This is a genomic window from Acidovorax sp. SUPP950, from assembly GCF_030158935.1.
Lineage (GTDB): Bacteria > Pseudomonadota > Gammaproteobacteria > Burkholderiales > Burkholderiaceae_C > Paracidovorax.
Map to the genome: position 1 here is coordinate 16,542 of NZ_BQXE01000009.1, position 22,121 is coordinate 38,662.

Genomic DNA, 22,121 nt, shown 5'->3' on the forward strand with positions numbered 1-22,121 from the left:
GGGCCGGGCGCGGGTACATCCCGATTGTCCAGAAACGGCTTGGAAGTAAAAGGTTCCAAGAACTGTTACGTTTTGACATACTGCAGGGCGCGTGCCCCTCAGGCATGTCCTGACCAGTGTGTGTGTCCTGCCGTGATGGAAGGTTCAAAGCGACTGTGATGGTGTCTCCACGAATGCATAGCGAGCGCGCTGCCTGCGCGACCGCCTTCGGCCCCCGGGGCCGGCCAGCGGCATGGGGTACCGGCCCATGGCGGTGAGCACCCGCTCCGGCGGCATCGGCGGCCTGCACGACCACGCCATGGGCGACGCGCGGTGGCGCCGTGGGGCTGCGCTGGTCATCGCCATGGCGCTGCTCGGTGCGTGGCTGGTGGTCGAAACCGTGGCGCACGTGCGTGCGTCGGGCCGGGGGGAAGAGCGCAGCCGCCAGCTGGCGCACACGGCCGATTCGCTGCTCAACCAGAGCATGGGCAGCCCGATCCTCGGTGCCGTGACGCTGCTGGGGCTCAGCGAGCCCGCGCTCAAAGAGGTGGCGACCGGCGAGCTGCCCCCCGATGCGCCCGAGGCGCTCGCCCGCTTGGCCGTGGTGCGCGGCCGGTTCCTCATGAGCGGCGTGTACGTGCTGTCGCGCGATGGCACCGTGGTGGCGCACGAGACGCCGGGCGCGCCGTCCACCGGCATCAACCTGGCCTACCGGCCGTATTTCAAGCAGGCCATCCGGGGCGGCGTGAACGTGTACCCGGCCCTGGGCAGCAACACGCAGGAGCGCGGCCTGTACTACGCCGCGCCGCTGTACGAGGGCGATTCGCCGGCCAGCGCCATCATCGGCGTGGTGATGGTCAAGGTGTCGTTCGACGCGTTCGATGCGCAGATGGCCCGCTCGGGCTACCCCATGCTGCTGATGTCGCCCAAGGGCGTGGCCTTTTCGGCCACCCGGCCTGAATGGCGCTACGCCATGGCGCCGCCGCTCACCCAGGCACGCATCGATGCCGTGCGCGACCAGCGGCAGTTCGGCAAGGTCTTCGACAACGGCGTGGCGTCGGCGCTGCCGTTTCGGCTCGATGCGCGCGAGGTGGTGGTGAACGGGACGACCTACGCGCTCGAAAAGCACCCCCTCGACTGGAAGGACCCCGACGGCACCTGGCAGCTTGTCGCGCTGGACGATTTGAGCGCGCTGCTGCCCCCGTCGCGGCGCTGGCTGATCGGCGGCGGTACGTTCGCCCTGCTGCTGTTCATGGGCGGGATGATGCTGGAGATGCTGCGCCACCGCGCCCGCATGACGTCCGCGATGGAGCGGTTCCAGGTGCTGGGCGCGGCGCTGCAGACCAGCCCGGTGGCGGTGGTCATCACCGACGCGCAGGGGCGCATCGAGTGGGTCAACACCGAGTACGAGCGCAACAGCGGCCGCACGCTGCAGGAGGTGCGTGGCCGCAAGCCCTCGGTCATCTCCAGCGGCCAGACGCCACCCGAGACCTACCAGCAACTGTGGGCGCGGCTACTGTCGGGCCAGTCCTGGCGCGGCGAATTCATCAACCGCCGGGCGGACGGCACCCTGTTCCATGAAGAGGCGACGCTCTCGCCTGTGTTCGACCAGCGGGGCCGGCGCATCGCCATCGTCGGGCTGCACGAGGACGTCACCGACCGCATCACCGCCCACCACGAACTGCAGCGGCGCGAGCGCCTGCTCAACGACCTGCTGGCCCAGCAGACCGCCATCTTCGACAACGCGCCGCCCATCCTGCTGGTGTGCGACGGCGTGTTCCGCCAGTTCAACCCGGCATTCGCCGAGTTGATGAAAGGCTCGGCCACCGAGTTGCTCGGCCACTCCGTGTCGCGGATGTTCGGCGGCGCGCAGGGCCATGGCGTGTTTCTGGAGCGCACCGGCGCCCGGCTGGCGGCGGGCGAGGCGGTCCGGGAGGTCTGCACGCTGCACCGACTGGACGGCACGACGTTCGAGGCCCGCGTGTCCGGCCGCGGCCTGGAGATGGACGGCTTCAGTGATTCGTGCCTGTGGGTGATCGAGGACGTGAGCGAGGCGCGCGCGGCCGAGGAAGCCATGCGCGAGATCAACGACCGCCTGGCGCTGGCGCAGGAGGCCGGCAAGGTGGGCGTGTTCGACCTGGACCTGGCCTCGGACCGGCTGGTGTGGAGCGACAAGCTCGAATCCCTGTACGGCGTGCCGCCGCAGCCGCAAGGGCGCAGCCTGCAGGACTGGCTCGACCGCCTGCACCCCGAGGACCGGGCCCGCGCCCAGGCGCGCATCGACAGCGCCCTGGCTGGCAGCGACGGCCAGTTGCAGGACTCCTGGCGCGTGGTGCGGCACGATGGCGAGGTGCGCTGGTTCCTGTGCGCGGCGCGCATCATCCGCGACGACGAAGGCCGCGCGCGGCGACTGATCGGCGTGCAGGTGGACGTGAACGACCAGAAGCTGCTGGAGGCGCAGGTGGCCGAGCAGCTGGTGTTCCAGCAGGCGCTCATCGACGCGATTCCCGTGCCGCTGTTCTACAAGGACGCGGAGGGGCGCTACGTGGGTTTCAACCGCGCCTACGAGCGCGCCTTCGGCGTGCGGCGCGACGACCTCATCGGCCGCACCGTGCTGGACCTGCACTACCTGTCCGAGGCCGAGCGCGCCGCCTTCGACTCCGATGCGCAGTTCGCGCTGAGCGGCGCGCAGTCGGTGCACAAGGAGGTGGACCTGCCCTATGCCGACGGCGAGATCCACCACACGCTGTTCTGGCTGCATGGGTTCCAGAGGCCCGATGGCACGCCGGGCGGCGTGATCGGCACCTTCGTGGACATCACCGACCGCCAGCGGGCCGAGCGCGAGCTGCGCCGCGCCAAGGAGATGGCGGAGGAGACCACCGCGCTCAAATCCAACTTCCTGGCCAACATGAGCCACGAGATCCGCACGCCGATGAACGCCATCATCGGCATGTCGCACCTGGCGCTCAAATCGGGCCTCACGCCGCGCCAGAGCGACTACGTCTCCAAGATCCAGCAGGCCGGCCAACACCTGCTGGGCGTGATCAACGACATCCTGGATTTCTCCAAGATCGAGGCTGGCAAGCTCATCGTCGAAAAGCAGCCCTTCGTGCTCGACCGCATGCTGGAGGGCGTGGCCGACGTGGTGGGCTACAAGGCGGGCGTGAAGGGGCTGGAGCTGGTGCTCGATGCCGCCGCCGACGTGCCCGCGCACCTGGTGGGCGATGCGTTGCGGCTGGGGCAGATCCTCATCAACTTCGCCAACAATGCCATCAAGTTCACCGAGCGCGGCGAGATCCACATCCTGGTGCGCGTGCTCGAGCGCGCGGGCCAGCGCGTGCTGCTGCGCTTTGAGGTGCGCGACACCGGCATCGGCATGACCCCCGAGCAGATGGGGCGGCTGTTCCAGAGCTTCCAGCAGGCCGATGCATCCACCACGCGGCGCTACGGCGGCACCGGCCTGGGCCTGGCCATCTGCAAGAACCTGGCCGAACTCATGGGCGGCGAGGTGGGTGCCGAGAGCGAACCCGGCAAGGGCTCGGCCTTCTGGGTGACGCTGCCGCTCGATTGCGGCATGACCGCTCCCGCGCTGCGGCCGCCGCCCGGCGTGCGCGGGCGCCGCGTGCTGGTGGTGGACGACAACCAGACGGCGGCCACCGTGCTGTCCGACATGCTGCAGGCCATGGGCTTTGAGACGACCCAGGTGGAGTCCGGCCTGCAGGCGCTGGCTGCGCTGCGCCAGGGCATCGACGAGCGGCACCCCTACGGCCTGCTGTTGATCGACTGGCACATGCCGGGCATGGACGGCATCGAGCTGGCCCGCCGCATCCGCGAGATCGGCCTGGACCGCGTGCCGCAGATGCTCATGGTCACCGCCTACGGTCGCGAGGAGGTCATGCTCGCCGCCCGCGCCCAGGGCATCGAGACCGTGCTGGTCAAGCCGGTGAGCGCCTCGGTGCTGTATGACACGCTCATGCAGCCGCTGGAGCACGGCTGGATGCCCACGCAGGCCCACCTGGCCCAGCCCGGCGGCGATCAGCCGCCGCTGGCTGTGCGCGGCGCCACCGTGCTGCTGGTGGAGGACAACGAGCTGAACCAGCTCGTGGCCCTGGAGTTGCTGCGCGATGCCGGATTCGTGGTGGACGTGGCCGCGCACGGGCAGGCCGCGCTCGAATGCATCGAGCGCCAGGACTACGACGCCGTGCTCATGGACATGCAGATGCCGGTGATGGACGGCGAGACCGCCACGCGCGCGCTGCGCGCGGACCCGCGCCACTCCAACCTGCCGATCATCGCCATGACCGCCAACGCCATGGAGTCCGACCGCCAGCGCTGCTTTGCCGCCGGCATGAACGACCACGTTCCCAAGCCCATCGAACCGGCGGTGCTCTGGCGGGCGCTGGCCCGCTGGATCCGGCCGCGCCCGGGACTGGGCGTGCGCCTGGACGAGGCCGGCGGGGCGGCGGAGCCCTCGGCGGCCGCCGGCCCGACGGGCTCCGGGGCCTCGGCCGCGATCGCGGCGGCGGTGGCCGGGCCCGCGCAACCGCCTCAGGGCGTGCCGGGGCTCGACACGGCACTCGGGCTGCAGCGCGCGCTGGGCCGGCCCGCGCTGTATGCCGACATGCTGCGCCGCTTCGCCGAAGGCCAGCGGCACGTGGCGCGCGACCTGTCGGGCGCGGTGCGGGCGCAGGATTGGGAGCAGGCCGAGCGGCTGGCGCACACGCTGCGCTCCGTGGCGGCCAACATCGGCGCACAGCCGCTGTCGCACGAGGCCGAGGCGCTGGAGCAGGCGCTGCGCACCGGCCAGCGCAGCGCCACGCTGCAGCGCCTGTGCGACGGCGTGGACCGGCGCGTGGCCGAGCTGCTGGAAGGCCTGGACGCCTGGGCGGCGGCGGCGCAACCCGCTGACCCCTTGCCGGCGGATGCGCTGCCGGGCCAGCCGGCGCCGATGGCGCTGCGCCCGGCCTTGCAGCGCCTGCAGGTGCTGCTGCAGGCCGACGACCCGGCCGCCGTGGACCATCTGCAGCAAAATAGGCCGGTGCTGGAAAGTGCGTTGGGCGTGGCGTTCGCCGCGCTGGAAGCGGATACCCGGAGTTTCGAGTTTGAGCGGGCCTTGGACACGCTGCATGCCGCGGCGCAATCGGACCTCGACGGGTCCGAGCCTTCACCAGGCGGGGCCGCATGACAGGACCACCCCATGGACATTCCCCATTTCTATGCCGACGAGTCCCTCTTTGTCGAAAAACCCATCGCCACCGTGCTGGTGGTGGACGACACGCCCGACAACCTCACCCTCATGGGCACGCTGCTGCGTGACCACTACCACGTCAAGGTCGCCAACCAGGGGGAGAAGGCCCTGCGGATCGCGCAGTCGTCCCCGCCGCCCGACCTGATCCTGCTGGACATCATGATGCCGGGCATCGACGGCTACGAGGTCTGTCGCCAGCTCAAGGCACACCCGCAGTCGCGCGACATCCCGGTGATCTTCCTCACCGCGCGCTCCACCTCGGACGACGAGCGCACGGGCCTGGCGGCCGGTGCGGTGGACTACATCACCAAGCCCATCAGCCCGCCCATCCTGCTGGCGCGCGTGCACACCCATTTGGCGCTGAAGGCCACCGCCGACTTCCTGCGCGACAAGAGCGCCTACCTGGAGCGCGAGGTGGCCATGCGCACGCTGGAAGTGCAGGCCATCCAGGACGTGACCATCATGGCCATGACCTCCCTGGCCGAAACGCGCGACAACGAGACGGGCAACCACATCCGCCGCACGCAGCTGTACGTGAAGGCGCTGGCCGAGCACCTGCGCCTGCACCCGCGCTTCGAGCAGACGCTGACCGAACGCATGATCGAGCTGCTGTACAAATCGGCGCCGCTGCACGACATCGGCAAGATCGGCATTCCCGACCGCATCCTGCTCAAGCCCGGCAAGCTCACGGTGGAAGAGTTCGAGGTCATGAAGACGCACACCACGCTGGGCCGCAATGCCATCGAGGACGCCGAGCGCCGCCTGGGCATGCGCGTGGCCTTTCTGAGCGTGTCCAAGGAGATCGCCTACAGCCACCAGGAAAAGTGGGACGGCAGCGGCTATCCGGAGGGCCTGGCGGGCGATGCCATTCCCGTCTCGGCCCGGCTCATGGCGGTGGCCGACGTGTACGACGCGCTCATCAGCAAACGCATCTACAAGCCCGCGTACTCGCACGAACAGGCCTGCGCCACCATCGTGCGGGGCCGCGGCACGCATTTCGACCCCGACATGGTGGATGCCTTCGTGGACCTGGCCGACGACTTCCGCCACATCGCGCTCAAGTACCCCGACCCGGAATAGGCCCACACGGGCCACGGGCCTGAAAAGAAAAAAGGGACTGCCGCGCGGCCCGTGGGCCGCAGCGGCAATCCCTTCGCGCGGGCGCTGCCGGTCAGCGGGCGCCGGTGGCGGCTTCGCCGTCCTCGGCCGGGGTGGCCGGCACCACGTCGTCCAGGCCGTCCGTGGGCAGCGAGAGGTTGGCCGCCGCCTGGCGCACGGCCGCCTTGTCGCCGGCGCTGGCGAACTGGCTGTACTTGGTGAGGATGGGCACCAGCTGGCCGTAGATGCGCGGTGCGCCGGCCAGGCATTCGCGCTGCTCCAGGAAGTCCGCCTCGCCCGTGAAATTGCCGACCAGGCCGCCGGCCTCGGTCACCAGCAGCGAGCCGGCCGCCACGTCCCAGATCGACAGGCCGGTCTCGAAGAACGCTTCGGTGTAGCCCGCGGCCACGTAGGCCAGGTCCAGCGCGGCGGCGCCCGGGCGGCGCAGGCCGGCGGTGCGCTGCATCACGTCGGCCATGATGTTCAGGTAGTTCTTGAAGTTGTCGCCCGGGCGGAACGGAAAGCCGGTGGAGATCAGGCATTCCTTGAGCTGCGTGCGCTTGGAGACGCGGATGCGGCGCTCGTTCAGGTAGGCGCCGCGGCCCTTGGTGGCGGTGAAGAGGTCGTTGCGGGTCGGGTCGTAGATGACGGCCTGCTCGACCTTGCCGCGCACGGCCAGCGCGATGCTCACGCAATAGACCGGAAAGCCGTGGATGAAGTTGGTGGTGCCGTCCAGCGGGTCGATGATCCAGACGAACTCCGAATCCTTCGCGCCGTACTCGCTGCCCGATTCCTCGGCCAGGATGCCGTGGCCGGGGTAGGCCGTGAGCAGCGTCTCGATGATGGCCTTTTCGCTCGCGTGGTCCACCTCGGTCACGAAATCGTTGATCTGCTTTTGCGAGATCCGCACGGATTCCACGTCCAGGGCCGCGCGGTTGATGATGGCGCCGGCGGCGCGTGCGGCCTTGATGGCCACGTTGAGCATGGGGTGCAGATTGGTCGACATTGGATTGTGGCGTGGGCCGGGCGCGCGGCAAGGGCGGCCTGGCGGTTCAGGAACGGGGAATGGCGCCCCGGCGATGCGGACGGCGACAATGAGCGCGCGATTTTACCCGTACTGCCTTTTTTCACCGACCGCGCGCCATGAAGACCCGTTTCATCCTCCTCCACACCAGCCATGCCGGCAACGTCGGCGCCGCCGCCCGCGCCATGAAGACCATGGGCTTCGGCGACCTGGTACTCGTCGCCCCGCGCTGGGCCAACGTGCTGCGCCGCGAGGAAACCATCCAGCGCGCCAGCGGCGCCTTGGACGTGCTGGAGAACGCGCGCATCGTCGCCACGCTGGACGAGGCCCTGGACGGCATGAGCCACCTGTGCGCCACCGCCATGACCCCGCGCGACTTCGGCCCGCCCACGCGCTCGCCGCGCGAGCATTTCGATTTGCTATTGAAAAGTGAGCAATATGCCATAGAAGAACATGTGCTGGAGCCCGATTCGGCTCCCACTCCCACTGCGGAGGCCGGCGTGGCCTTCCTGTTCGGCAGCGAGCGCTTCGGCATGGCCAACGACGACGTGTACCGCTGCCACGTGGCGCTGTCGATTCCCACCAACCCCACCTTCGGCTCCCTCAACCTGGGTGCGGCCATCCAGGTCGTCGCCTACGAATGGCGCCTGGCGCTCGGCGGGTTCGCCGCCGCCGACGGCGCGGCGGCCGCAGCACCCGCCACCGAGCGGGCCGATGCCGCGCAGGTGGCCGGCATGCTGGCGCACTGGGAGCGCGCGCTGGTGGACATCGGCTTTCTCGACCCCGCCGCGCCCAAGAAGCTCATGCCGCGCCTGAACCAGTTGTTCAACCGCGCGCAACTCACGCCCGAGGAAATCCACATCCTGCGCGGTGTCGCCAAGGCCATGACCGGCGCCGCGCAGGCAAAGCGCTAGACTCGGCGGCTCTTTTTCCGCTGCGCCCCCACGCCCCACCACCCCATGTTTGCCCGCCTGCGCTCCGACGTCCAGTGCATCCTCGACCGCGACCCCGCCGCGCGCAGCACCTGGGAGGTGGTCACCTGCTACCCCGGCCTGCACGCGATCTGGCTGCACCGACCGGCGCACTGGTGCTGGCGCCACGGCCTGCCGTGGCTGGGGCGCTTCATCTCGCATTTCGCGCGCTGGATGACCGGCATCGAGATCCACCCGGGCGCCAGGATCGGCGAGCGCGTCTTCTTCGACCACGCCATGGGCGTGGTGGTCGGCGAGACCGCCGAGATCGGCGACGGCTGCACCATCTACCAGGGCGTGACGCTGGGCGGCACCTCGCTCTACAAGGGCGCCAAGCGCCACCCGACGCTGGGCAAGGACGTGGTGGTGAGCGCCGGCGCCAAGGTGCTGGGCGGCTTCGAGGTGGGCGACGGCGCCAAGATCGGCAGCAACGCGGTGGTCATCAAGCCTGTGCCGCCAGGCGCCACGGCCGTGGGCATCCCGGCCCGCATCATCCCCTCCAAGGCCGGCCAGAGCGCCGACGTGACCGAGCCGCAGGCCGCGCGCCCCTTCACTGCCTACGGCATCACGCAGGAAGACGATCCGCTCTCGCAGGCCATGCGCGGCCTGATCGACAACGCGTCGTCGCAGGAGCACCAGATCGCGCTGCTGTGGCAGGCCATCGAAAAGCTTTCGGCCAACCCGCAGGCACCGGCCAAGGACTGCGTGCCCTGCGACGCGGCGCGCGAGGAGCAGTTCCAGGCGGACAAGCTCAACGAGCTGGTGGGGAAGTAGCCGGCGCGTTGGCAGGTGGCCGGTGGCGGCCCCGGCTTCGGTGTGCAAGCCAAAAAGGCCTGCAGCACAATAAATACTAGGGCATTATGCTATAAAAAATATAGCATCAGCGCCGCACGGCCGATTTCGGCCGGAACGCCTTGCACACCGCGTCGTGCGTTTCCAGGTACGGCCCGCCGATCAAATCGATGCAGTAGGGCACCGCGGCGAAGATGCCCGGCACGATCTGGCTGCCGTCCTCGCTCCGCAGGCCCTCCAGCGTTTCCGCAATCGCCTTGGGCTGGCCGGGCAGGTTGACGATGAGCGTGCTGCCGCGCACCACCGCCACCTGGCGCGAGAGGATGGCCGTGGGCACGAAGCGCAGGCCGATCTGGCGCATCTGCTCGCCGAAGCCCGGCATCTCCTTGTGGGCCACGGCCAGCGTTGCCTCGGGCGTCACGTCGCGCAGGGCGGGGCCCGTGCCGCCCGTGGTCAGCACGAGGCTGCAGCCGGCGGTGTCGGCCAGCTCGATCAGCGTGGCGCTGATGGTGGCCTGGTCGTCGGGGATCAGCCGGGGCTCGAAGGCGATGGGGTTGCGCAGCGCGCGGGTAAGCCAGTCCTGCAATGCGGGCAGGCCCTTGTCCTCGTAGACGCCGGTGCTGGCCCGGTCGCTGACGGAGACGATTCCGATGCGCACCGGCTCGAAGCCGCCGGTCGCGGCAGGTGCCACGGCCTCAGGCATCGCGGCCGGTCTCTTCGTGGCGGGCGTGGGTGGCCGCGTCTTCCATCTGTTCGCGCACGAGCTGGAACAGCTCGCGGTAGGCGCGTCCCTTGCGCGGGGCCAGGCCCTCGGACACCTGCACGTTCGCGGTCTTGCCCTCGGGCTGCGCATCCTTGCGCGCCTGGCGGATCAGCGCGCGGATCTGCTGCGTGTCGGTGCGCGGAAAGCGCTCCAGCCAGTCGGGCAGTGCGGCGTCGTCGGCGATCAGCCGGTCGCGCCAGCGCTCGGAGGCGTGCAGCGCGAGCTTTTCGGCGGCCGAGCCGTTGTGCTGCTCGTCCAGCGCGGCCTGGGCGGCGGCCACGGCGGCGGGATCGAGCTGGCGCATGATCTTGCCGACGTACTGCATCTGGCGGCGCTTGCCCTCGAAGTTGGTGATGCGCCGGGCCTCGGCCAGCGCGTCGCGCAGCTTCTCGGGCAGCTGCAGGCGTTCCATCAGGTCGGCGCGCAGCGTGAGCAGGTCTTCGCCGAGCTTCTGCAGCGCATCGCTCTCGCGCTTCAGGTCGGTCCGGCTCGCTTCGTGCGTGCCTTTGAGCTCGGCTTTCAGTTCGATGTCCAGCTCGCTGCCTTCGGCAACGAACTGGCCTCGCACGTAGTAGCCTTTTTTGGGTTTGCGTGACATGGTGGGGGCAATGGGAGGGGCACGCGTGTGCCCATACAGGCTTCGGCACCTTGGTGCCGAAGGCGGCAAGTATCATAGCCGCCGATATGAATACACCCAGCCCACGCGCCGCCGGCGCCGCCCCGAAGACACCCGACAGCGGTTTCAGCTACACCCGCCCGTTTTTCGAAGACCTCGTGGACCGAGCCCTGGCGCACGCCAAGAAGCTGGGCGCCACCGACGCCGGCGCCGAGGCCTCCGAGGGCTGCGGCCTGTCGGTCAGCGTGCGCAAGGGCGAGCTGGAGAACGTCGAGCGCAACCGCGACAAGTCGCTGGGCGTGACGGTCTACATCGGCCACCGGCGCGGCAACGCCAGCACCTCGGACTTTTCCAGCGCCGCCATCGAGCAGACCGTGCAGGCGGCCTACGACATCGCCCGCTTCACTGCCGAAGACCCGGTGGCCGGCCTGCCGGACGAGGCCGACATCGCCCCCGAGGACTCGCACCGCGAGCTGGAGCTGTTCCACCCCTGGGCCATCACCAGCGAGGAGGCCGCGCGCATCGCCATGGAATGCGAAGCCGCCGCGCTGCAGACCAGCCGCCGCATCACCAACAGCGAAGGCGCGGGCGTATCGGCCCAGCAGAGCCACTTCTTCAGCGCCCACACGCGCGGCTTTCGCGGCGGCTATGCCAGCTCGCGCCACAGCCTGTCGGTGGCGCCCATCGCCGCGCTGCCCGGCAAGAATGCCGACATGCAGCGCGATGCCTGGTACAGCTCCATGCGCGATGCGCGCGAGCTGGCCGCGCCCGCCCAGGTGGGCCGCTACGCCGCCGAACGTGCCCTGAGCCGCCTGGGCAGCCGCAAGATCCCCACCACGCAGTGCCCCGTGCTGTTCGAGTCGCCCCTGGCGGCCGGCCTGCTGGGCGGCTTCGTGCAGGCCGTGAGCGGCGGCGCGCTGTACCGCAAGAGCACGTTCCTGCTCGACTCGCTGGGCAAGCCGGTTTTACCGAAGCACATCGACATCCTGGAAGACCCGTTCATTCTTCGCGGCAAGGGCAGCTCGCCCTTCGACGACGAAGGCGTGCGCGTGGCGCCCCGCAAGGTGGTGGATGCCGGCCGCGTGGAGGGCTACTTCCTCTCGAGCTACTCGGCGCGCAAGCTGGGCATGAAGACCACCGGCAACTCGGGCGGCTCGCACAACCTCACGCTCACCTCGCGCCGCACCCGCGCGGGCGACGACCTCGACGCCATGCTGAAAAAGCTGGGCACTGGCCTGTTCGTGATCGAGCTGATGGGGCAGGGCGTGAACTACGTGACGGGCGACTACTCGCGTGGCGCCAGCGGCTTCTGGGTGGAAAACGGCCAGATCGCCTACCCGGTGCATGAGATCACCATCGCCGGCAACCTGAAGGACATGCTGAAAGGCATCGAAGCCGTGGGCGCCGATGCCTACAACTACGGCGCCAAGACCGTGGGCTCGATCCTCGTGAACCGCATGAAGGTGGCGGGCAGCTGATGCAAAACGCAGCGGTGCCGAAAGCGCCGGCCCCAACAAAAAACCCGCCAGCGGCGGGTTTTTTGTTGGGCTGAACGAAAGCCGATCAGCGCTGGCGGCGCAGGCGGGCGATGCCGAACATGCCGAGCAGCGAGGCCATCAGGATCAGGCCCCATTCGGACACCGTGGGAATGGGCGATGCCGTCACCGCGGCGGCCGCCATGGAGAAGCTCACGGGCGAGGCGTTGGCCGTGCTGCGGGAGGTGTCGGTCACGGTGGAGACGAGGCAGGTGTTGGTGACGCCGCTGTTGCCCGTGCCCACGGTCTGGCAGCCGGAATTGTGGGTGGCGGTGCCTGCGTTGCCGGAGATCACTGCGGCCGTGAAACGGTCCGCCGTGGTGTGGGGCGCCGTGCCCGTCAGCCACAGCACGGCCTGCATCAGATTCACGTTCGTGAGGTTGCCGGAGGCGTCGGTGGAGATGCGCAGCGTGTTCAGGCGCGCATTGGCATCGGTCGAGGCGACGGTATCGAGCCCGGTGGAGAAGCTGTAGGAGGTGACGGTCGAGCCGATCTCCAGGTTGCTGGCGTTGGCCGGCAGGTTGCCGGCCGTCGTGAACGTGCCGGTGACGTTGTTCGTGGTCAGGAAGTTGGCGCACAGGCTCGCGGGCGTCGTGGTGCAGTTCGTGTAGTTCTGCAGGCTGGCGTAGTTGCCGGTGCTGTTGATGTTGACCGTGGCACCGAACGACGTGCCTGCCGCCAGAGCGAGCACGGTGCCCAATAGGATTTTCCTCATAACCGCCTCCAAGGGTTAGTAATTGTTACCGCCTGAAAGTTTAATTCGGAACCGGGGGCGAATTTGTAAGTGTTGCGTGGGTGCCAATTTCGAAACCACCCCCTGGCGCGGCGCGCGATGGCATTGGCACCCATGTTCCCCCCGCATGGTCCCCGTCTCCCCATCTCCCCGGCGGGCCGCAGCGCGCCCGCACCCTCCGCCGCGGGGACCCTTCAATACGCGGCACCCGCCTGCGGAGGCACCGCCGCTGGCCCGCCGAACTGCGCGCGCAGCTTGCGTGCCGCGCCGACGAACATCAGCACGTCCACACCCACCGCCACGAAGGTGCAGCCCAGGTCCAGGTAGCGCTGCGCCAGCACGGGATCGGAGGTGAGCGTGCCGGCGGCCTTGCCGCTGGCGATGATGGTCCGCATGGCGCCTTCGATGGCGGCCTGCACGTCGGGGTGGCCGGGGTTGCCGCGGTGGCCCATGGACGCGGCCAGGTCGGCCGGGCCGATGAAGACGCCGTGCACGCCGTCCACCGCGCAGATGGCGGGCAGGTTCTGCAGCGCCGTCACCGTTTCGGCCTGCACCAGCAGGCAGACCTCGTCGTCGGCCACCTGCAGGTAGTCCGTGCGGCTGTTCCACTGCGACACGCGGGCCACGGCGCTGCCCACGCCGCGCGTGCCGTGCGGCGGGTACTGCGTGGCGGCGGCGATGGCGCGGGCCTGCTCGGCCGTGTCCACCATGGGCACGAGCAGGGTGCGCGCGCCGATGTCCAGCATCTGCTTGATGAGCGCGGTGCTGCCTTCCACCACGCGCACCACCGGCTGGGCGGGCTGCGCGGACACGGCCTGCAGCGTGGCCAAGGTGCTGCGCACGTCGTTGGGTGCGTGCTCGCCATCGATCAGCAGCCAGTCGTAGCCGGTGGTGGCCGCGGCCTCGGCCAGGTACGGGTCGGCCATCGACAGCCACAGGCCGATCTGGGGCTGGCGGGCGGCGAGGGCGGATTTGAAGGGGTTGTGTGCGGGCATGGTGCGGGTCGTGCGTGAAGCGAAGGGGAAGAAGAACGAAGGGTAGCCGGCCGGGCTCAGACCCCGGCCAGCAGGTGGCCGGGCGGCAGCGGCCGGCCCTGCAGGTGGTCCACGATGTTGCGCGCCGTGGCGGTGGCCACGCGCAGCGCGGCATCGCGCGTCACGCCGGCGACGTGGGGCGTCATCAGCACCTGGGGCAGGGTGTTGAGCGGGTGGTCCGCGGGCAGGGGCTCGGTGTCGAAGGTGTCCAGCCCCGCGCCGGCGAGGTGGCCGCTGCGCAGCGCCGACAGCAGGGCCGCTTCCTCCACCACCGGGCCGCGCGCGGTGTTGACCACAATGCTGCCGGGCCGCAGGCAGTCCAGCTCGCGCGCACCGATCAGGCCGCGCGTGCGGTCGGTCAAGGGGCAGTGCAGGCTCAGGATGTCCACGCGCGCCAGGAAGGCATGCAGGTCCGGCTCGGTGGCAAAGCCGTCGGCCTGGCCCGCCGGGCGCAGCACCAGCACCTGCGCGCCCAGCGCGGCGGCCAGCCGCGCGGTGGCGCGGCCGATGCTGCCGTAGCCCACGATGCCCACCGTGCTGCCCCGGAAATCCCGGCCCTGCCACTGGCTGTCGGCCCAGCCGCCCGCGCGCACGCGCCGGTCCAGCTCGGGCAACTGGCGCGTGAGCGCGAGCATCAGCGCCAGCGCGTGTTCGGCCACCGCATCGGCATTGGCGCCCAGGGCCACGGCCACCGCCACCTGGCGCCGCTGTGCCGCGGCCCGGTCCACGCTGTCCACCCCGGCGCCGTTCTTGGCCACGATGCGCAGCGCGGGCGCGGCGGCCATCACGCGCTCGGTGATGGGCTTGGAGCCGCGCAGCACGATGGCCTGCGCGCCCGTGGCGGCCAGCCGTTCGGACAGTGTGTCCTCGGTGATGGGCTCGGCCATGCAATGCACGCGGCCGCCGCTGCGGCGCACCAGGTCCTGCGCGGCCTCGGGCCAGTGCGCGGCGGTGACGAGGACATCGAACGGGGCGGGGGAAGGGGCCAGGGAGGATGGGGCCGGATCGGGCGTCGTGGAAACGTTCATGGCGCGTGCGTGCAGTGGGGCAAATGGGTAAATGGGGTCGGCGAACTGGACAGGCGCAATGCAGGGCGGGCCGGGCCACGCCCGCCCCGTGCGTGCCGTGTCAGTCGATGCGGATGCCGTTGGCCTGGATCACCTTGCCGTAGCGGCCCAGCTCGTCCTGCGTGAAGCGGGCCAGGGCCTGCGGCGTGCCCGGCTGGGGGCGCACGCCCAGCGCGGCCATGCGTTCCAGCACCTCGGGCTGGCGCAGCACGGCGTTCAGCGCGGTGTTCAGGGTGGCCACCACGTCCTTGCTGGTTTTGGCGGGGGCGTACAGGGCATACCAGGCGTTGACCTCGAAGCCGGGGTAGCCCGCCTCGGCGAAGGTGGGCACGTCCGGCAGCTCGGGCAGGCGCGTGGGCGCGGCCACGGCGAGCGCCCGCACCTTGCCGCCCTTGATGAGCGGCGAGGCGCTGGTGAGCGTGTCCAGGATCATGTCCAGCCGCCCGCCCATCAGGTCCATGGTGTGGGCGTTGCCGCCCTTGTAAGGCACGTGGTTGATCTGCACCTGCGCGGCCTGCTTGAAGAGTTCCGCCGCCAGGTGCAGCGGCGAGCCGTTGCCCGACGAGCCGTAGTTGAGCGCCCCCGGCTGCTTGCGCGCGGCCTCCACCAGCGCGCGCACGCTGGTGTACGGCGAATCCTGCGCCACCACCAGCACCATCGGCACCACGCCGATCAGCCCGATGGGCGTGAAGTCGGCCACCGCGTCGTAACCGGGCTTGGCATACAGGTGCGGGCTCACCGCGTGGCTGGCCAGCGAGCCCAGCACCAGCGTGTAGCCGTCCGGCGCGGCCTTGGCGGCCACCGTGGTGCCGATGGTCGTGCCGGCCCCGGGGCGGTTGTCGATCACCATGGGCTGCTTGAGCGCATCGCCCAGCTTCTGCCCCACGAGCCGCGCCACGGCATCGTTGGCGCCGCCGGCCGGGTAGGGCACCAGCAGCGTGACGGGCTTGGTCGGATAGGCGTCGGCCGCATGGACGGCGGCGAGCGGCGCGGCCAGCCCGCACAGGGCGAGCGCGGCCGATACGACGAGCGCTCGGCGGCCGGTGGTGCGGGTGCGTGCGCCGGGGTGTGCATCGGCACGGGAAGCGATGGGAACCATGGTGTTGTCTCCTGGTGTGTGGTTTTTACTTGGACGAAAAAACCGGCACCGCGCCCATGTCGCGCCGTGCCGGTGGGGAAATCGATCAATGCATGGGGGGCTTCCGTGGTGGGGGCTTGCGTGGCGGTGACAGGCGGTTGGGTGGAGGGAGCTTCGTGCGGTCGGTGTGCTGGTGTGGGCCGTTTGCCTGTCAGCCCAGCCCACCTTGGCACACATACTTCGTGTGCAGGTAATCCTCCAGCCCGTGTGTCGATCCCTCGCGCCCGTAGCCCGACTCCTTCACCCCCCCGAACGGCGCCGCCTCCGCCGCCAGCGCCCCTTCGTTGATCCCCACGATCCCCGTCTCCAGGGCCTCCGCCACGCGCCAGATGCGGCGCACGTCCTGGCTGTAGAAGTACGCGGCCAGCCCGAACGGCGTGTCGTTGGCGGCGGCGATCACCTCTTGTTCGTTGTCAAAGCGCGTGAGCGGCGCCACCGGGCCGAACGTCTCCTCGCACGCGCAGGCCATGGTCGCGTCGGCGTTCTCCAGCACCGTGGGGGCGTAGTAGGTGGCGCCCAGGTCGGCCAGGCGCTTTCCACCCGTGAGCACCTTCGCGCCCTTGGCCACGGCGTCCTGCACGTGCCGCTCGATCTTCTCCACCGCGCGGGCGTTGATCATCGGCCCGATCTGCGAGGCGGGGTCGCTCGCCGGCCCCACCTTCAAGGCCGCCACGCGGGCGGTGAGCTTCTGTGCGAACTCGGCATGCACCCTGGTGTGCACGAACACCCGGTTGGGGCACACGCAGGTCTGTCCGCCGTTTCTGAACTTGGCGGCCATGAAGCCGTCCACCGCCGCGTCCACGTCGGCATCCTCGAACACGATGAAGGGGGCGTTGCCGCCCAGCTCCAGCGAGAGCTTCTTGAGCGTGTCGGCGCTGCGGCGCGCCAGGTGCTTGCCCACGGGCGTGGAGCCGGTGAAGGTGATCTTGCGCACGCGCGCATCGTCCAGCCACACGTCCACCACCTCGGGCGTCTTCTCGCGCGAGGCGGTGACGATGTTCAGCACCCCGGGCGGCACCCCGGCCTCGTGGGCCAGCAGCACCAGGGCCAGCGACGTGAGGGGCGTGTCCTCGGCGGGCTTGCAGACCACCGTGCAGCCGGCGGCCAGGGCCGGGGCGATCTTGCGGGCGATCATCGCGGCGGGAAAGTTCCACGGGGTGATGGCGGCCACCACGCCCACGGGCTCCTTCAGGGCGAACATGCGCCGGCCGGGCACGGGGGCGGGGATGACCTCGCCGTTCATGCGCGTGGCCTGTTCGCCGAACCATTCGATGTAGCTGGCGGCATAGGCCACCTCGCCCTTGCCCTCGGCCAGAGGCTTGCCCTGCTCCAGCGAGATCAAGGCGCCCAGGTCGTCCTGGTGGGCCAGCACCAGATCGTTCCAGCGCTTGATGATGGCCGCGCGCTGCTTGGCCGGCACCTGGCGCCAGGCGGGGAAGGCGGCATGGGCGGCTTCCAGCGCGGCCCGGGCCTCGGGGGCGCCGGAGTCGGGCACCTCGGTGATCACGGTGCCGGTGGCGGGGTCGGTCACGGGCAGCCGCGCGCCGGGGCCGGGGTGCCACTGGCCTGCGATGAAGTTGGCGCTGCGGATCAGGTCGGGGCGGTGGAGAGTCAGGGGCAGGGTCAGGGGCATGGCAGGGACGGAATGGGGTTGGAATGAAATCGGGCTCCAGTGCAAATGACACTAGGGCATCGTGCTATCAATTTTGTAGTGATTGTGCCTGGCCCGGTTCAGCCAGGGTCAGCTCACGATGCCCAGGTGCCACGGCACGAACTCGTGGTCGCCCAGGCCCAGCAGCTCGCTCTTGGTGGCGCCGCCGCTCGCGTGCCGCAGGATCTGCTCGAAGATGCGCTGGCCCATCTCGGGCACCGTCAGTTCGCCGTCCAGGATCACGCCGCAGTTGATGTCCATGTCTTCCTCCAGCCGCTGGTACATGGCCGTGTTGCTGGCCAGCTTGATCGTCGGCGCCGGCTTGCTGCCGAACATCGAGCCGCGCCCGGTGGTAAAGCAGATCAGCTGCGCGCCGCTGGCGATCTGCCCCGTGGCCGCCACCGGGTCGTAGCCCGGCGAATCCATGAAGACGAAGCCGCTCTCGTCGATGCGCTCGGCGTATTCGTACACCGCGCGCAGCGGCGTGGTGCCGCCCTTCATCGCCGAGCCGAGCGACTTTTCGAAGATGTTCGCCAGCCCCCCGGCCTGGTTGCCGTGGCCCACCACGCCGTTGAACTGCGCGTTCTGCCCGGCCGCGTAGCGCTCCCACCAGGCCAGGCGGTCCAGCAATTTTTGCCCCACCTCGGGCGTGATCGCGCGGCGCGTGAGCATGAACTCCACGCCGTGGATCTCCGGCGTTTCCGACAGGATGGCCGTGCCGCCGTGGCGCACCAGCACGTCCATCGCCGCGCCTAGCGCCGGATTGGCCGTGATGCCCGAGAACCCATCCGAGCCGCCGCACTCCAGCCCGATCTTGAGGTGGCTGGCGCTCACCGTGCTGCGCCGCGCGGCGTTGGCTGCGGGCAGCATCGCCTCGATCGCCTCCACGCCCGCGGCGATGGTGGCGCGCGTGCCGCCCACCTCCTGCATCACCAGCGTGCGCATCAGGCGCCCGCGCTGCAATCCTTGCGAATCCACCAGCCCATCGACCTGGTTGCGCTCGCAGCCCAGGCCCACGATCAGCACGCCCGCCAGATTGGGGTGGCGCGCATAGCCGGCGATCGTGCGGCGCAGCACGTCGAAATGCTCGCTGGGCGACGACATGCCGCAGCCGCTCGTCTGCGCGAACGCCACCACGCCATCGACGTGCGGGAAGGCCTTCATCCGCTCGGGCGTGAAGTGCGCGGCGATCTGCTTGATGACCGTGGCCGAGCAGTTCACCGACGACAGGATGCCGATGAAGTTGCGCGTGCCCACGCTGCCGTCCTCGCGCACGAAGCCCTGGAACGTGGCGCGCTCGGCTTGCGGCACATAGTCCACCGGCCGCACGTCCGCGCCGAAGGCCGGGTCGCGGTAGTAGTCGACCAGCTCGATGTTGTGGCTGTGCACGTAGTCGCCCGGCTCCAGGTCGCGCGTGGCCACGCCGATCACCGTGTCGTACTTCTTCACCTGCTCGCCCTGCGCGATGCGCCGCGCGGCGATCTTGTGGCCCGCCGGCACCTGGGCGCGCGTGCGCACGCCCAGTTCGGCGATGGCCTGCCCGATCGCCAGCGCCGACTTGGCCACCAGCACGTTGTCGTTGGGATGCAGGTGCAGCAGCGGGCTGTCGGTGGGGGCGGGGAGCGGCGCAATGGCGTTCATCGGTAGGGCTTTCGGGTGGGGGCGCTTCGGGAGGGGCGCTCTCTCGCGGGGTGGGGCGGCGCGGCGGCTGCGATGCCGCCGCCCGTTCGCTCGGCATCAGCTTTTCATCAGCTCGCGCAGCTTGAGCTTGTCGATCAGCACGGTCTCCTTGGCGTAGACCGTGTTCACGTATTTTTCGTAGTCGGGGCCGTCCAGGTAAAGCAGCGGCGCATCGAGCCGGTCGGCCACGGCCTTGAACTCGGGGCTCGCCACGGCCTGGCGGAAGGCCTCGCGCAGCTTCGCCGCAATGGCCGGGTCCAGCCCCTTGGGCGCACCGATGCCGTTGGGCGCATCCACCACCACGTCGTAGCCCAGCTCGCGCAGCGTGGGCGTGTCCTTGAAGCGCGCGGTGCGCTGCTCGCCCCAGGTGGCCAGCAGGCGCAGCTTGCCGGCCTCGACATGCGGCGCCCACGAGCTGGAATCGGCCAGCGCATCCACATGGCCGCCCAGCACGCCCTGCAGCGCCTCAGCGCCGCCCTTGAACGGCACGTGGTTCAGGCGGATGCCTGCCACGCTGGCGAATTCTTCCATGCCCACGTGCGTGGCACCGCCCACCCCCGCGTGCGCATAGGTCACCTGGCCGGGGTTCGCCTTGGCGTGCTGCACGAAGTCCTGCAGCGTCTTGAACCGCGAATCGGCCGGCACCGCGATGCCGAAGGTCTGGCCCGAGGTGCGAGCGAGGTAGGTGAAGTCCTTGCGCGGGTCGGCCTGCAGCGTGCCCAGTTGCGAAAACCGCGTGACCGAGATCGGGATCTGCCCGATCGTGTAGCCGTCCGGCCGGGCGGAGGCCAGGGCCTTCGAGCCGATCATGCCGGAGGCCCCGGCGCGGTTTTCCACCGCCACCGCCTGGCCCAGGATGCGGCCGGCCACCGTGCACAGCGTGCGCATCGACTGGTCGGCCGTGCCGCCGGCCGGCCAGGGGCAGATGAAGGTGATCGGGCGCTCGGGGTAGCCGTTGGCCAGGGCGCGGGAGGGAAGGAGGGTGGACGTGGCGGCCAGCGCGGCCGCGCCGGCGGCGCCCAGCACGAACTGGCGCCGCTGCAGGGGGCGGGAAGAATTCATCGATGTCTCCGGTCTGTTTTTTATCGGTAAAGCACAGGCTGGATTCTTGGGCAGACAATCATTGCTTTCCAATGAATTAGCAGACTCGCTTCATAGCCTGCAGGTTATGAAGCCGAACGGCACCTTCCCCTTTGTTGAAAGACGCACCGATGACCACCGAGCCGACCGAGGCCTTGCAGCAGGTGCTGCACCACGACATCCCGCTCACCCGCGACATGGGCCTGACCGTGCTGCGCTGGGAGGGCCACGCGCTGCACCTGCATTTGCCGTTGGAGCCCAACGTCAACCACAAAAGCACCATGTTCGGCGGCAGCCTGTATTGCGGCGCCGTGCTGGCCGGCTGGGGCTGGCTGCACCTGCGCCTGCGGGAGGCGGGCATCGAGGGGGGGCACATCGTGATCCAGGAGAGCCACATCCGCTACCCGCTGCCCGTGCGCGGGGCCGCGGTGGCGATCTGCGAGGCGCCCGACCCGGCCTTGTGGCGCACCTTCATCACCACGTACCAGCGCCGCGGCCGCGCGCGGCTTGCGCTGCACACCGGCGTCCGGGCCGAGGGCAGCGAGGACGATGCGGTGCAGTTCACCGGGCAGTTCGTGCTGCACCGCTGACCGGAGCGGCGGCCGGCCCGTGCCGGCCTGTGCCGCGGTGCACGCGCTGCATCGCCCACCTGCGGCTTCCTTTCCTGTCCTTTCCTTCCACCACCTTCCACGCCCACGCCCATGAGCCAGATCGACCGCGTTTTACGCTCCAACCTCAAGCTGCGGCACCTGCAGATGCTCGTGGCGCTGGACCAGTTTCGCCACGTCGGCCGCGCGGCGGATTTCCTCTCCGTCACCCAGCCCGCCGTCTCCAAGACCCTGGCCGAGATCGAGCGCATGTTCGGCCTGCCGCTGTTCGACCGCTCCACCCGCGGCACCGAGCCCACCGCGGCCGGTGCGAGCGTGGTGCGCTTCGCGCGGTCCGTGCTGGCCGGCTACGACCGCACCCGTGACGAGATCGCCGCCGAGGCCAGCGGCGCGCGCGGCCGCACCAGCGTGGGCGCCATGGTGGCCGCCACGCCCGTGCTGCTGGCGCAGGCGGTGGAAAAGCTCAAGGCCCGGTCCCGCCACACCACCGTGCTGATCGAAGAGGGCGACCTGACGCGCCTGCTGCCGAAGCTGCGCCTGGGCGAGCTGGACCTGTTCGTCGGCCGCCTGGAGCCGGGCTACGCCTCGCCCGACCTGGAAACCGAGGCCCTCTACGACGACCCCATGGTCGCCGTCGTGCGGCCGGGCCATCCCCTGGCCACGAAGCGCAAGCCCCGCTGGGCCGACATCGCCGGGCAGCCCTGCGTGCTGCCCCCGCCCTGGGCCTCGCTGCGCGTGAAGCTGGAGCAGCAGTTCTTCGCGCACGACCTGCACCCGCCGGCCGACATCGTGGAGTCGGCGTCGTTCCTGTCGCAGATCACCTTCTTGCACCAGCGCGGCGCCGTGGCCTTCATGGCGCGCACGGTGGCGCGGCATTTCGCGGAGCAGGGAATGCTGGCGGTGGTGAAGGTGCCGGTGGAGATCGAGTTGCCGCCGGTGGGGCTGATCCGGATGCGGGGGGCGGAGGGGACGCCGGTGACGCAGGCGTTGGTGGGGTGTTTGAGGGAGGTGGGGAATTGGGAAAGTGTTCTTTGAAAATAAATTTATATCGCGTCCAGTTTTGTAATAGAAAAATTAAATAAATTTGTTTGTTATTTTTTGCGA

17 protein-coding genes are annotated in these 22,121 nt (G+C 69.8%); 7 read left to right on the top strand and 10 right to left on the bottom strand.

What is annotated here, in order from left to right:
* Nucleotides 1–247 precede the first annotated feature (247 nt).
* Together AVME950_RS22475 and AVME950_RS22480 are read left to right on the top strand one after the other, a co-directional pair.
* Nucleotides 248–5,164 carry a PAS domain S-box protein gene (locus tag AVME950_RS22475; RefSeq protein ID WP_284431522.1) on the top strand — a complete coding sequence of 1,639 codons (4,917 nt, stop codon included), beginning with the start codon at nucleotides 248–250 and terminating at the stop codon, nucleotides 5,162–5,164.
* A 12-nt stretch (nucleotides 5,165–5,176) separates the two neighbouring features.
* Entirely contained in the window at nucleotides 5,177–6,307 is a 1,131-nt protein-coding gene (locus tag AVME950_RS22480) for a response regulator (protein WP_284427742.1), read from the top strand.
* Nucleotides 6,308–6,398: 91 nt separating this feature from the next.
* On the opposite strand, the gene AVME950_RS22485 is transcribed toward AVME950_RS22480, so the two are convergent.
* Nucleotides 6,399–7,331, bottom strand: coding sequence for an inositol monophosphatase family protein (locus tag AVME950_RS22485; protein WP_284427743.1), 933 nt, complete (start codon nucleotides 7,329–7,331; stop codon nucleotides 6,399–6,401).
* A 137-nt stretch (nucleotides 7,332–7,468) separates the two neighbouring features.
* Between AVME950_RS22485 and AVME950_RS22490 the strand changes: the two genes are divergently transcribed.
* Complete coding sequence (locus AVME950_RS22490; RefSeq protein ID WP_284431523.1) at nucleotides 7,469–8,263, top strand: RNA methyltransferase; 795 nt, start codon at nucleotides 7,469–7,471, stop codon at nucleotides 8,261–8,263.
* 45 nt (nucleotides 8,264–8,308) lie between these two features.
* Nucleotides 8,309–9,094: a serine O-acetyltransferase gene (gene cysE / locus AVME950_RS22495; RefSeq protein WP_284402731.1), complete on the top strand. Its 786-nt coding sequence runs from the start codon at nucleotides 8,309–8,311 to the stop codon at nucleotides 9,092–9,094.
* Nucleotides 9,095–9,200: 106 nt separating this feature from the next.
* Here the strand turns inward: cysE and mog are convergent, their stop codons facing one another.
* Both mog and yjgA read right to left on the bottom strand, forming a co-directional pair.
* A complete protein-coding gene (gene mog / locus AVME950_RS22500; RefSeq protein WP_284431524.1) occupies nucleotides 9,201–9,815 on the bottom strand; it encodes a molybdopterin adenylyltransferase in 615 nt (204 codons plus the stop codon).
* The gene (gene yjgA / locus AVME950_RS22505) at nucleotides 9,808–10,473 is read right to left on the bottom strand and encodes a ribosome biogenesis factor YjgA (protein ID WP_284431525.1); all 666 of its coding nucleotides are present in this window, start codon (nucleotides 10,471–10,473) and stop codon (nucleotides 9,808–9,810) included. Before yjgA ends, mog begins: the two co-directional genes overlap by 8 nt.
* 86 nt (nucleotides 10,474–10,559) lie before the next feature.
* On the opposite strand from yjgA, the gene pmbA reads away from it, so the two are divergent.
* Nucleotides 10,560–11,969, top strand: coding sequence for a metalloprotease PmbA (pmbA, locus tag AVME950_RS22510; protein WP_284402734.1), 1,410 nt, complete (start codon nucleotides 10,560–10,562; stop codon nucleotides 11,967–11,969).
* 85 nt (nucleotides 11,970–12,054) lie between these two features.
* Here the strand turns inward: pmbA and AVME950_RS22515 are convergent, their stop codons facing one another.
* The 7 genes from AVME950_RS22515 to AVME950_RS22545 all read right to left on the bottom strand — a co-directional run bounded on the left by AVME950_RS22515 (nucleotide 12,055) and on the right by AVME950_RS22545 (nucleotide 20,391).
* Nucleotides 12,055–12,741 carry an IPTL-CTERM sorting domain-containing protein gene (locus AVME950_RS22515; protein WP_284431526.1) on the bottom strand — a complete coding sequence of 229 codons (687 nt, stop codon included), beginning with the start codon at nucleotides 12,739–12,741 and terminating at the stop codon, nucleotides 12,055–12,057.
* A 212-nt stretch (nucleotides 12,742–12,953) separates the two neighbouring features.
* Nucleotides 12,954–13,754, bottom strand: coding sequence for a 4-hydroxy-2-oxoheptanedioate aldolase (gene hpaI / locus AVME950_RS22520; RefSeq protein ID WP_284431527.1), 801 nt, complete (start codon nucleotides 13,752–13,754; stop codon nucleotides 12,954–12,956).
* A gap of 56 nt (nucleotides 13,755–13,810) precedes the next feature.
* Nucleotides 13,811–14,821, bottom strand: coding sequence for an NAD(P)-dependent oxidoreductase (locus AVME950_RS22525; RefSeq protein ID WP_284431528.1), 1,011 nt, complete (start codon nucleotides 14,819–14,821; stop codon nucleotides 13,811–13,813).
* 100 nt (nucleotides 14,822–14,921) lie between these two features.
* Nucleotides 14,922–15,959 (bottom strand): Bug family tripartite tricarboxylate transporter substrate binding protein, encoded by a 1,038-nt coding sequence (locus AVME950_RS22530; RefSeq protein WP_284431529.1) that lies wholly within the window; start codon nucleotides 15,957–15,959, stop codon nucleotides 14,922–14,924.
* Between the two features lie 190 nt (nucleotides 15,960–16,149).
* Nucleotides 16,150–17,619 carry an NAD-dependent succinate-semialdehyde dehydrogenase gene (locus tag AVME950_RS22535; RefSeq protein WP_502869445.1) on the bottom strand — a complete coding sequence of 490 codons (1,470 nt, stop codon included), beginning with the start codon at nucleotides 17,617–17,619 and terminating at the stop codon, nucleotides 16,150–16,152.
* 120 nt (nucleotides 17,620–17,739) lie between these two features.
* Complete coding sequence (locus AVME950_RS22540; protein ID WP_284411691.1) at nucleotides 17,740–19,290, bottom strand: UxaA family hydrolase; 1,551 nt, start codon at nucleotides 19,288–19,290, stop codon at nucleotides 17,740–17,742.
* Between the two features lie 96 nt (nucleotides 19,291–19,386).
* A complete protein-coding gene (locus AVME950_RS22545; RefSeq protein WP_284431531.1) occupies nucleotides 19,387–20,391 on the bottom strand; it encodes a tripartite tricarboxylate transporter substrate binding protein in 1,005 nt (334 codons plus the stop codon).
* 149 nt (nucleotides 20,392–20,540) lie between these two features.
* Here AVME950_RS22545 and AVME950_RS22550 point away from each other — a divergent pair, with 149 nt between their 5' ends.
* Nucleotides 20,541–20,999 (top strand): thioesterase domain-containing protein, encoded by a 459-nt coding sequence (locus AVME950_RS22550; protein ID WP_284431532.1) that lies wholly within the window; start codon nucleotides 20,541–20,543, stop codon nucleotides 20,997–20,999.
* Between the two features lie 111 nt (nucleotides 21,000–21,110).
* Entirely contained in the window at nucleotides 21,111–22,052 is a 942-nt protein-coding gene (locus tag AVME950_RS22555) for a LysR substrate-binding domain-containing protein (protein ID WP_284431533.1), read from the top strand.
* Nucleotides 22,053–22,121 lie beyond the last annotated feature (69 nt).

What these genes read in the sequence shown, in the direction of transcription:
- AVME950_RS22475 (WP_284431522.1), top strand. Translation starts at nt 248, where the DNA reads ATGGCGGTGAGCACCCGCTCCGGCGGCATCGGCGGCCTGCACGACCAC.
- AVME950_RS22480 (WP_284427742.1), top strand. Translation starts at nt 5,177, where the DNA reads ATGGACATTCCCCATTTCTATGCCGACGAGTCCCTCTTTGTCGAAAAA.
- AVME950_RS22485 (WP_284427743.1), bottom strand. Translation starts at nt 7,331, where the DNA reads ATGTCGACCAATCTGCACCCCATGCTCAACGTGGCCATCAAGGCCGCA.
- AVME950_RS22490 (WP_284431523.1), top strand. Translation starts at nt 7,469, where the DNA reads ATGAAGACCCGTTTCATCCTCCTCCACACCAGCCATGCCGGCAACGTC.
- cysE (WP_284402731.1), top strand. Translation starts at nt 8,309, where the DNA reads ATGTTTGCCCGCCTGCGCTCCGACGTCCAGTGCATCCTCGACCGCGAC.
- mog (WP_284431524.1), bottom strand. Translation starts at nt 9,815, where the DNA reads ATGCCTGAGGCCGTGGCACCTGCCGCGACCGGCGGCTTCGAGCCGGTG.
- yjgA (WP_284431525.1), bottom strand. Translation starts at nt 10,473, where the DNA reads ATGTCACGCAAACCCAAAAAAGGCTACTACGTGCGAGGCCAGTTCGTT.
- pmbA (WP_284402734.1), top strand. Translation starts at nt 10,560, where the DNA reads ATGAATACACCCAGCCCACGCGCCGCCGGCGCCGCCCCGAAGACACCC.
- AVME950_RS22515 (WP_284431526.1), bottom strand. Translation starts at nt 12,741, where the DNA reads ATGAGGAAAATCCTATTGGGCACCGTGCTCGCTCTGGCGGCAGGCACG.
- hpaI (WP_284431527.1), bottom strand. Translation starts at nt 13,754, where the DNA reads ATGCCCGCACACAACCCCTTCAAATCCGCCCTCGCCGCCCGCCAGCCC.
- AVME950_RS22525 (WP_284431528.1), bottom strand. Translation starts at nt 14,821, where the DNA reads ATGAACGTTTCCACGACGCCCGATCCGGCCCCATCCTCCCTGGCCCCT.
- AVME950_RS22530 (WP_284431529.1), bottom strand. Translation starts at nt 15,959, where the DNA reads ATGGTTCCCATCGCTTCCCGTGCCGATGCACACCCCGGCGCACGCACC.
- AVME950_RS22540 (WP_284411691.1), bottom strand. Translation starts at nt 19,290, where the DNA reads ATGAACGCCATTGCGCCGCTCCCCGCCCCCACCGACAGCCCGCTGCTG.
- AVME950_RS22545 (WP_284431531.1), bottom strand. Translation starts at nt 20,391, where the DNA reads ATGAATTCTTCCCGCCCCCTGCAGCGGCGCCAGTTCGTGCTGGGCGCC.
- AVME950_RS22550 (WP_284431532.1), top strand. Translation starts at nt 20,541, where the DNA reads ATGACCACCGAGCCGACCGAGGCCTTGCAGCAGGTGCTGCACCACGAC.
- AVME950_RS22555 (WP_284431533.1), top strand. Translation starts at nt 21,111, where the DNA reads ATGAGCCAGATCGACCGCGTTTTACGCTCCAACCTCAAGCTGCGGCAC.